Origin of the sequence: Labrenzia sp. OB1, assembly GCF_001624695.1 — a bacterium.
Classification (GTDB): Bacteria; Pseudomonadota; Alphaproteobacteria; order Rhizobiales; family Stappiaceae; genus Roseibium.
Window position 1 is genome coordinate 1 of sequence record NZ_JSEP01000047.1, and the last position, 9,832, is coordinate 9,832.

Genomic DNA, 9,832 nt, shown 5'->3' on the forward strand with positions numbered 1-9,832 from the left:
GAGAGTTATGAACTCGATCCTTTATATCGCAGCCAGCGGTTGTCAGGGGCGGTTCACTGCTGCAAAACTTTCCTCCGGCCTCCACGGTGCGAGGCTATTTCTATTGCTGGCGTGATACCGGCCTTTGGCAGACGATCAACCACATCCTCGTCTCGGCCACGTGTGAACTGGAAGGACGCCAGTCCTTTCCAACAGCCGGTGTTGTCGACAGTCAGAGCGTCAAAACCACGAAAAGCGGCGGAGTTTCGGACCATGACGCCCCCTCTCAGCGTTGCTTAGCATCGCCTGCCGGGCAATGGCAAAAAGGTGAAGGGCCGCAAGCGCCACGTCATCACCGACTCCCTCGGATTGATGCTGTTCGTTCTGGTTCATGCCGCCGACATCCTGGACCGCGATGGCGGTACTGGATGTCCTGAAAGCCACCCGGTACCGCTTTCCCTGGCTGCGTCATGTCTTTGCCGATGGCGGCTATGCCGGTGAAAAGCTTCGCACAGCCCCGGCCGGCAACGGCAACTGGACGAGAGAATTTATCAAGCGCTCCGATGCTGCTGAAGGCTTAGCGGTCCTGCCCCGCAGATGGGTTATGGAGCGCACATTCGCATGGCTGGGCAGATGTCGCCGGTTGGCCAAGGATTTGGAGGCGTCAATCGAAAGCTCCACCGCATGGGTGAACATTTCCAGCATCAGAATCATGACGCGAAGGATCGCAACGTATTGTTTTGTTGCATGACTTTTTGAATTGAACTCTAAAGCAAGGACGGAACCGATGCCGGTTTATGTGAACGGCGAACTCGTTTTGTACGGGTTCGTTGGGGATAGCTATTGGCGCGAAGGCTTCACCTCGATGGAGGTGCTGCAGGCGCTGGCGGACCACGGGACGAGCAAGGATCTGACCGTGCGCCTCAACTCCGGCGGCGGTTACGCGTTCGAGGGAATGGCAATCTACAACGCCCTCCACGCCCACAAGGGCGAGGTGACAGTCAAGATCGATGCAATCGCAGCTTCAGCAGCCTCGGTCATTGCGCTGGCCGCCGACCGGATCGTGATGCGCGCAGGCTCGGAGTTGATGATCCACGATCCCTCCGGGTCGACCTTCGGCACCGCCGGCGATCATGAAAAGACTGCCTCCGCATTGAACAAGCTCGCCGACCAGATGGGCGCTCTGTACGCGGCTCGATCCGGCAAGACGGCAGATGACGTGCGCCAGATCATGAAGGACGAGACCTGGTTCAGTGCTGATGAAGCGGTTGAGGCCGGTTTTGCCGATGAGGCCGAAGAGGCCAAGGCAAAGCAGGCCACGGCCTTCGACTACCGCATCTATTCAAAGGCTCCTGAACGGCTTGTCGCGCTCGCCGAGAAGAACGGCTGGTCGTTCGACCAGGAGATCAATCGAATTGCGGCGTCCGCCGCACCAACCAGCCAGAAGGAGACCGATATGGCTGACAAAAACGGGGCGGACGGCAACTCCGCCGCCACCGACATCGCTACTGCCGACGCAGTCGCTGCAGCGGTCACAGCCGCCAACGAACGTATCCAGGCAATCCTGGGTTCCGAGGAGTCGAAAGGCCGTGAAGAACAGGCGCGTCACTTCGCCTTCAACACCGGCTTGAGCGCTGAAGCGGCGATCGAGGCGCTCAAGGTCGCTCCGGTTGCCTCCAGTACTGGCGGGGCCGAAGACGCCGATACACCTGATCCGGCAGCCTACGAGGCTGGTCGCATGCGTGCGGCCGGCCAGGCTCAGCCGAGCGGATCGGGCGCGGACGAAAAGCCCAACTGGACCGCCGCAATCAAGCGCGCGGGCAAGCAGCACAACCAGGGAGCATAAGGCATGACTGTTCTCACGAAAAAGTCCTCTCCGGGCTCGTGCATCATTTCCGAGGGTGACCACGGTTTCAGCCGGGACACCGGTTCAGTCGTCGTGCCGGCGGACAAGATCTATGAGGCCAACACGGTCCTCGGCCAGGTCACGGCCAACAAGACCTTCGTCAAATACGATCCAGATGCGGAAGACGGTTCTGAGACCGTTGCCGCGATCCTGATCTACCCGGCCACCGAAGGGACTTCCGACAGGGCTCTTCTGCGCCGTCATGCGCAGGTGATCGCCAGTGAACTCGTGTGGTTCGACGGCGCCACTCCTGCACAGAAAACCACCGGCCATACCGAGCTTGAAACGCTCGGCATCATCGCCCGATAAGGAGACCTTCAATGGCATCCATGGATATCTTCAATAACGACGCTTTCAGCATGATCGAGTTGTCGTCGGCAATTCGCGAAATCGAATATGTCCCCCAGCTGCTCGACGCGATCGGCCTCTTCGAGGCAAAGGGCGTCTATGTCCGTGACATCGGCATTGAGAAAAAGGGCCAGACCCTGAGCCTCATTCCGACATCACCGGACGGTCAGCCGCCGCGCCAGACGACCGGATCCAAACCGAATATGCGGAATTTCCATACTCAGCGCCTGGCCGACGCCTTCACCTTGAGCGTTTCGGAGGTGGCCGGCATGCGCGCATTCGGTACCGAAAGCGAACTTATGGTCGTGATGACCGAGTATGCCGAGCGGATGGGTGAAGTCCGGGACAACATGGATCTCACGCACGAGTTTCATCGTCTTGGCGCTCTCCAGGGCAAGCTACTCGACGCAGACGGGACGTCGGTCATCTACGATTACTTCGATGAATTCGGCATCGCCGAGCCGGCCGCGATCGACTTCGAACTCGGCACGGCGAGCACAAAGGTTCGGCTCAAGTGCGCCGAACTCAAACGAAAGATGGTTCGTGCCGGCAAGGGGGCGATTACTAACGCTACCCGCATTCACGCCCTTTGCGGCGATGAGTGGTACGATAAGCTGATCGAGCATGAGGCAGTCAAGCGTACCTACGAAAACTGGGCCGCCGCCGCTGATCTTCGCGAAGACAGGACGTTTGAGTCCTTTCCGTTCGGTGGTTGTGTGTTCCACAACTATCGCGGCACTGACGACAACAGCGAAGTTGCCATTCCGGTTGACGAGGCGAAGTTCTTTCCGGTTGGCGCTCGCGGCGTCTTCAAGAAGTTCATGTCGCCGGCAAATGAGTTCGCTCCCTTCGTGAACACGAAGGGCCAGGACACCTACGCCCTCAACATCGAGGACAAGGACCGTCAGTCGTGGGTTAAGGGAGAGCTGTATTCCTATCCGCTCTACATCTGCACCCGTCCGGAGGTTCTCCAGCGCGCCAACTAATCGGCGCTCCGAGTAAACAAGAAACGGCCCCTCTCGGGGCCGTTTTCAATTCTGCGGGAGTTACCCATGAAATATGAAGTCAGCCACAAAGGCGAGATCGCACAGATCGTCCGGATTGTCGGCGGAACCAAGACCATCAAACCCGGTGCGAAAAACGTTGCCGTTGAGACAGCGACTGAAATTACCGAAGCGCAGATCGAGCACTACAAGGCCCGCGGTGTCACATTTAAAAAGCCAGGCCGCAAACCGCGCGACACTGCTGCCGACAAGAAAAAGGTCGAGCTTGAAAAGCTTGAGGCGGTGGTTGCCGAGGCGAGGGTCGCGCTCGAAAAGGCAGAAACAGACGAGGCGAGAGCCGCCGCTCAGGCGGCTCTGGAAGCTGCTGAGACAGCCCTTGACGCCGCTACGGCCTGATCCGGACCCGTCATTATCCATGAGACGTTTTAATCAGTTCAAGCGACGGCTCCATGCGTCCACGGACAGCATGTTTGCCGAGCGCGTCAGGATCGTTGCCTGGGTCGATGGTCGGGAAGATCCGGATCGTCCGCCGAGGGAGATCGTCGCGCCGATCATTGAAGAAGACCGCGACACTCAAAACCTGGCCGGCGACAGGTCGGATACCTTTTCCGCGAATATTCGCACGGGCGGCGCGGTGCTGAAACCGGACCCGGTGACCTATCCGGATCTCGACATTCGCACGGGCGATACTGTCATTGCCCTCGATCGTCCTGGTGAGCCTCAGTGGCGAGTGTCGTCCATCGACCCGCCGGGCAATGGACGCCTGATCATCAACCTGGGGGACTGCGCATGAGCCTAGTCCGGATTGCCCTTCGCATGGCGACGGTGTTGGCGTTGAAGGGCCGCACGCTTGCACAAGACAACGTCCTCGACAGCGAGATTGGTGTTCTGACCGAAGACGATCACGGTCTCCAAATCAACCTGCGCAGAAAGGGAAGGTTCATCGCCGTCTATACCGATGAATCGGAAGCAAAGCCGGACGAACAACGGATGTTCCACGACAATGGCCTTGTGGAGCTTTGCATCGAATACGGCGTCACTGACACGATGTCCGAGGAGGTGGACGATCCCGACCATCCGGGTCGCAGGATGAAGGTGATCATTCCAGGCATTCCCCACGCCGACCGAATGCACGAATTCTATCTGGATCTTTTGGGTAGGCAGATCCGCACGATCCTGTCGGATGGAACGAATGAAGGCGCGGAAGTGCTGCGAATGCTTCTCGCCCGGGTGATCAAGGTGACCTGCGAGCGTGCCGGCAGCGACCGGAAAAACGAGCGGGTCGCGGCTCAAAAACTGACCTTCACTGTCGAGGCGATGCACGACCCGCAGTTCCTGGCCGACGTTCCGGAGGAGGGGCCTATAGGGCGGTTTCTTGCCCTTCTGGAGGCAGGCGATCCCGATGATCAGAAACTTGCGGAGTTGATGCGCGCCGAGATCCCCGCGACGCCCGAAGAGATCGAGGAAAATCGTGCCCGGGTCGGTGTGACCTTGGCGGAATTGAATGCGCTCGGGCTCGGGTATGAGCCGGACGCCGACGCGGATACCACGATTGCCGGCGTCACGCTGGATATGACCGGCACTGAACCTGTTGAGGTAAGCTGATGTTCGACATCATCACGGGACTTCGCATCGATTTTGAAATGATGAAGACGCGGTTCGGCGAAATGATCCGGATCGGGCCAGTCGAGGAAATCGATGCTGCGAAAGGCTATCGGATCAAGCTCGCCGATGGCGAGGACGGGCCGTTTCTGTCTCCCTGGCTGCCGCATCCCGAAAGCGGCGGTCAGTCGTCTTCCTGGATGCCTCTTTCCAAGGGGCAGGTTGTCGGCATTTTGAGCCCGAACGGTGACATGCGCCAAGGTGTGCTGCTCAGGAGCGGTTTTACCGATGAACACCAGCCGCCGAGCGCAGATTTGCTTGCCAACGTCCTGAGGGCATTTGGCATCACGATCACCATCAAGGACGGCGAAGTCGTCATCGAGGGCGACGTCATCATCAAGGGCAATGTGAAAATCGAAGGCGATCAGGAGGTCGAGGGCAACGTCGATTTCCGCGCCGGATATGTCCACCACGAAGACACGAACATTGGCTCTGACCATGTTCACTCTGGTGTCGTTCCGGGTAGCGCCGACACTGAAGGCCCGCACTAGGAGATTTCCATGCAGAGGAAAACCTATCAAGTCGCTGACGGTGTCAGCGTGATCAATGGTGCGCAGGTGCCAGCCAATCGCACCGTGAAACTGACGCCGGCCGAGGCTCGTTACGATCTTTCCATTGGGCGCCTCACGCACGCAAAGCCGGTCTCCAGGAAGAAATCCTCCGAACCGGAAAACGGCGAAGGGTAGCTCATGGCTGGCGTTGATCGATGGACCCTGAAGCCGATCGACAATCTTTCCTCAACCTTGCAGAGCGTCGAGGTGATCCTGTCAACGGATATCGGTTCACGCGTCATGCGCCGGCCTTTCGGGGGAGGCGTGGCGGAACTGCTCGGGCGCCAACTGGCGCCGCGGCTCTTCGCGGTCGTTCAGCAGCTGATCGGCACCGCGATCGATCTGTGGGAGCCCCGCCTGCAGGTGCGCCGGGTGACGTTCGCCGGGTCAACAGACGAGGTCAGGCGCGGGACGGCAACGGTCCTGATCGACGCCGACTATCGGCCGCGCGGCCACCTGGGCGACTTCACCGTGGAGCGCAATATTTCTTTCTCCGTCAGCTTCGCACAGGGGCGGACGTCAACCTCGGTGCTGTGATCGATGACTGATCTGCCTGACCTTTCCGCCTTGCCACCTCCCGAGGTGATTGAGGAAATATCGTTCGAAGTGTTTCTGTCGGAACTGGCGGCGGACATCAAGGCGCGCTTTGCAGCTGTTGGCGTCGATTGGGATGTGGACCAGTTGGAGGTGGACAGCGCGATCATCACGGCGCAGGCGGCGACCTACCGGGAAATGTCCCTTCGCAGCCGGATCAATTACGTTGCTCAGCAGGGCTTTTTGTATTTTGCCTCCGGGGGAAATCTGGACCAACTCGCAGCGTGGCTGGGTGTCGCCCGAATGGAGGGAGAAGATGACGATCGGCTGAAGGCGCGCTACCGCCTTGCCACAATCGGACGCTCAGCGGGAGGGCCTGCGGATCGTTACCGCGACGTGGCGCTTGCGGCGGACAGGGAAGTCCGCGCCGTCGCGATCTGGCGGGAAGGGCGCGATCCGACCGTTAATGTCGCGGTGCTTTCCAATTCCGGCAACGGTGAACCGACGCAGGCGCTGCTTGCGAAGGTCGAGGCCGCGCTCTCTCAACCTGATATTCAGGTGGTCAGCGATCGTTTCAGCGTGCAGTCTGCGATCCGCAGGACGGAGAACGTTTCTGTTTCCGTCCGCCTTGATCCGACCGCGCTTGACAGTGTGGCAGACGCTGTAGCTGCAACGATAGCGACCAAATGGCAGCAACAGGATCTGCTCGGCCTGGATTTGACGCGAGCATTCCTGATCCAGGCTTCCGACATCGCAGGCGTAACCAACGTGGAGGTCGTGGAGCCGGCAGCAGATGTTTCAGCCGATAAAAACGAGGCCATTGGACTTGGCTCGGTCCTTGTAACGATCAGCGGACGCGGAAGATGACGATGCTCCTGCCGCCATCCAATGCGACACCGCTTGAAAAGGCCCTGGACCTGGCGCTTGCGCCGGAAGCGCGCTTGCTGCCGGTGATCAACTCCATATTGTCGCTCAAGCACGTCACCAGACCGGCGGGCATCATGCCGTTTCTGGTTTTCGAGTACGGCCTTGAGCCTTTGCGCCCCTTTGTTGCGAACCTTTACAATCTGATTGATGAGGGGCGGCAATGGGCGCGCTTTCGCGGGACGCACAAGGCGGTCTATGACGGCCTTGGCTTTACCGGATATTCCGGCACCATTGTCAATCCGCCTGCTCGCCGGATCGCATGGGCGGATTTTCAGATTGCGCTCGACAGGCTTCGCGACACTGAGAGTGACCTCATTCCAATCGACGGGGTCGTGGGACTGTCTGCACCGGTTCGCTCCAAGCTCCGCCGGGTCTATCATGGACATGATATTCCGGCTGCCGAGAACGGCTATACACGGCACGGAGGTTCAATCTGGGGTGACGACAGCGGCGCGCGTGTGCCTGGCTCGGACGTCAAATGGTCCTTCGGCCGCACGCATGATTTTGCCGGTGTGCTTGATCAGGAGACCCTTGAAGCCTTTGGGGCCTGGCTCCCGACAGTTTCGTCAGACTATTGGGTGGATGCCAATTTCTTGTGGTCGAATTCGAACTATGAGTGGGCGAATTCGCCCGAACGTGCCCGCCGAGCCACAATCCTCACAAGTCTGGCCGAACATCGTTTCTGGGTAAAATTCGCAGACGAAAACGGCGAATTGATCGGATATCGCAAGGCACAAGGCATTCCGGTGAGAGCCGGGCTTGTGGATGATTTTCAGGTCAACGGGTTGAACTACAGTCGATCGAACGACGATCCGACCCATCTTCTGATTTACGCACGAACCGGCTTTGGTGACGGTGCCGGCAAGACAGCCAAAACCGTCTCGGTTTTTGGTGGAACAGTGGCTGCACAGAAGGGCAAGCTCTGGCGCCAGGACGTTCACTCCGGTGTTCATTTTGGCGCGTTCCCGACGGACATTCCCTTTGGCGAAACAGTCCGGGACAAAGTTCAAATTCTTTTGGAGATCATCTGATGTTTCAGCATCCCTCGGGGATCGCGGGCGCCAACGATCGTTTCGATCCGGCATCCGCCTGGACGGCGCTTGTCTACCTTTCCGGCCGCTACACGCAGCCGTCCGAATACAACGAGATGCAGAGCCGTTTTTTGCACCAACTCAAAGGTGTTGGGAACCTGGTCGCGGCCGATGGCAACCGCAGATCGGGCGGCGACATTATCGTGACGCCAGACGATCCCGCCACGACCGCGACGGTGCAGCTTGCGGAGGGCATGATCTATGTGGGTGGACTGATCCATCCGGTGCCGGCGAAAACGATCCCAGGCGTATCGATGGTCGGAGACGTTTCTGTCGGAGTGCGTGTCCAAAAGAGCTACATCACGCACGAAGATGAGGAAAATCTTCTCGGCATTGACGAGGGAACCGAGTCCTTCGGTGAACCGGGGGCGGTGCGTGAAGCGCGTCATCTGACCTGGTCGATCGACGGCGATGGCCTGGAAGGGGACTTCGCACAGGTTTACACGATGCGCGATGGCGCGATCATTGACCAAGGCCCGCCGCCGGCGTTGACGGGTGTGCTGCAGCAGATCTCCGGCTACGATTTTGACAGCAATGGTCACTATATCGTCGAAGGCTGCAACGTGGTTCCGCTCGGCAGATCCGGTGCGGAGCAGGTCTATTCCATCGGCGCGGGCGTCGCGAACATTCGCGGCTGGAAGCGCATTCGGGAATCTGCCTTGAGGCTTGCAGTTCCGGAAGATCCTGAGCTTGAGGCCGTTGATCTTGAGCCGCACACCTACATCGACAGTGGCGATGGCTCCGCAGTGATTTCGGTTCACCTGCCGCCTATTGCTTCGGTCACCGCTGCCACGGTGACGAAGGAGATCACGGAAGTCATTACCCGCGGCGCTGTCCCCGGTGGTTCCGATCTGTTGGGCAACTCGTCGATTGTCGAGATCCTGTCGGTCGAGCAGAGTGCGAGCACGTTCGATCCGGCGGTATATTCGCTTGAAGGCAATTCGATCTCCTGGGCGCCCCCGGGCGCGGAGCCTGCACAGGCATCCAGCTACTCGGTGACCTATCTTTATTATGACACCGTAACGCCGGATGAAGTGACTGAGACGACCGTCAAGTTGTCGGGTGGCGCAGTGAACAAACCAGTGACGATTACCTACCAGTCCAAGAAGCCGCGCATTGACGCGATCGGTCTCGATCAGACCGGTGCTGCCGTCTATATCAACGGGGTTTCCGCGCGCAAAAACGCCGTTGCGCCAAAAGCGCCGAGCGACGTTCTGAAGCTTGCCGACGTGCATCTCGACTGGCAGAGCGTGCCGAGGGTGATCAACAACGGTACCAAGAACTATACCTACGACGAGATGCGCCGGTTTTTCGAGTTGCTGGAAACCGTTGTGCAGCAATTCGACCGCTCGGAGCAGCGCCGTGATATTCAATCGCGCGACAGTGTCGCACGCGATGGAATATTCACCGATCTGTTGCAGAACGATTTCTACAGGGATGCCGGCGAGCCGCAGACCGCCGCGATCAATCGTGGGGTTCTTCAACTCGCTGTCGATGGCGTGGACGTGCAGAGCGTTGCGGGAACGCATATGCTTGATTGGCAGGAGGAGGTTATCCTGTTCCAGCGTCTTTCAACGCGCTCGCTCAGGATCAACCCTTACGCCAATTTTCTGACCATGCCGGGAGCGATGAGGCTTCAGCCTGCCAGCGATTTCTGGACGGATCATATCACCGAGTTCACCAGCGCGATCACGCGCGAGTTCACCGCGGCACCGGACCAGCCTCCGGGGCAAACAACGCTCACGGAAGAGGTCAGCGAAACAGTCTCGGCGGCAGCTACGTTGCGCGAGATTGACCTGGAGTTCACGATCGAGGGCTTTGCCGCCAACG

General features: G+C 59.1%; 12 protein-coding genes and 1 pseudogene. All 13 read left to right on the forward strand.

The annotated features are described in order from the left end of the window. Positions 1-730 (forward strand): annotated as a pseudogene (locus tag OA90_RS29715) (IS5 family transposase); the annotation flags it as partial. Between the two features lie 36 nt (positions 731-766). Next, positions 767-1,825: a head maturation protease, ClpP-related gene (locus tag OA90_RS26945; RefSeq protein ID WP_082837308.1), complete on the forward strand. Its 1,059-nt coding sequence runs from the start codon at positions 767-769 to the stop codon at positions 1,823-1,825. A 3-nt stretch (positions 1,826-1,828) separates the two neighbouring features. Beyond that, positions 1,829-2,194, forward strand: a complete 366-nt coding sequence (locus OA90_RS26950; protein ID WP_068420051.1) for a head decoration protein — start codon at positions 1,829-1,831, stop codon at positions 2,192-2,194. Between the two features lie 11 nt (positions 2,195-2,205). Then, entirely contained in the window at positions 2,206-3,219 is a 1,014-nt protein-coding gene (locus OA90_RS26955; RefSeq protein WP_068420053.1) for a major capsid protein, read from the forward strand. Between the two features lie 66 nt (positions 3,220-3,285). Further along, the gene (locus OA90_RS26960; RefSeq protein WP_068420056.1) at positions 3,286-3,633 is read left to right on the forward strand and encodes a hypothetical protein; all 348 of its coding nucleotides are present in this window, start codon (positions 3,286-3,288) and stop codon (positions 3,631-3,633) included. A 19-nt stretch (positions 3,634-3,652) separates the two neighbouring features. Further along, positions 3,653-4,030, forward strand: coding sequence for a hypothetical protein (locus tag OA90_RS26965; RefSeq protein WP_156510696.1), 378 nt, complete (start codon positions 3,653-3,655; stop codon positions 4,028-4,030). Further along, complete coding sequence (locus tag OA90_RS26970) at positions 4,027-4,842, forward strand: hypothetical protein (protein WP_156510697.1); 816 nt, start codon at positions 4,027-4,029, stop codon at positions 4,840-4,842. The genes OA90_RS26965 and OA90_RS26970 overlap by 4 nt, the downstream gene beginning before the upstream one ends. After that, the gene (locus OA90_RS26975) at positions 4,842-5,390 is read left to right on the forward strand and encodes a phage baseplate assembly protein V (protein WP_068420062.1); all 549 of its coding nucleotides are present in this window, start codon (positions 4,842-4,844) and stop codon (positions 5,388-5,390) included. The genes OA90_RS26970 and OA90_RS26975 overlap by 1 nt, the downstream gene beginning before the upstream one ends. 9 nt (positions 5,391-5,399) lie before the next feature. Next, positions 5,400-5,585 (forward strand): hypothetical protein, encoded by a 186-nt coding sequence (locus OA90_RS26980; protein ID WP_068420063.1) that lies wholly within the window; start codon positions 5,400-5,402, stop codon positions 5,583-5,585. Between the two features lie 3 nt (positions 5,586-5,588). Next, on the forward strand, positions 5,589-5,987 hold the full coding sequence (locus OA90_RS26985; protein WP_068420065.1) for a GPW/gp25 family protein: 399 nt from the start codon (positions 5,589-5,591) through the stop codon (positions 5,985-5,987). A 3-nt stretch (positions 5,988-5,990) separates the two neighbouring features. Continuing rightward, complete coding sequence (locus OA90_RS26990) at positions 5,991-6,851, forward strand: baseplate J/gp47 family protein (protein WP_068420068.1); 861 nt, start codon at positions 5,991-5,993, stop codon at positions 6,849-6,851. After that, the gene (locus tag OA90_RS26995) at positions 6,848-7,942 is read left to right on the forward strand and encodes a phage tail protein (RefSeq protein ID WP_082837309.1); all 1,095 of its coding nucleotides are present in this window, start codon (positions 6,848-6,850) and stop codon (positions 7,940-7,942) included. The genes OA90_RS26990 and OA90_RS26995 overlap by 4 nt, the downstream gene beginning before the upstream one ends. Beyond that, the coding region (locus OA90_RS27000; RefSeq protein WP_156510698.1) for a DUF4815 domain-containing protein at positions 7,942-9,832 on the forward strand (1,891 nt) is incomplete at its 3' end. The genes OA90_RS26995 and OA90_RS27000, both read left to right, overlap by 1 nt.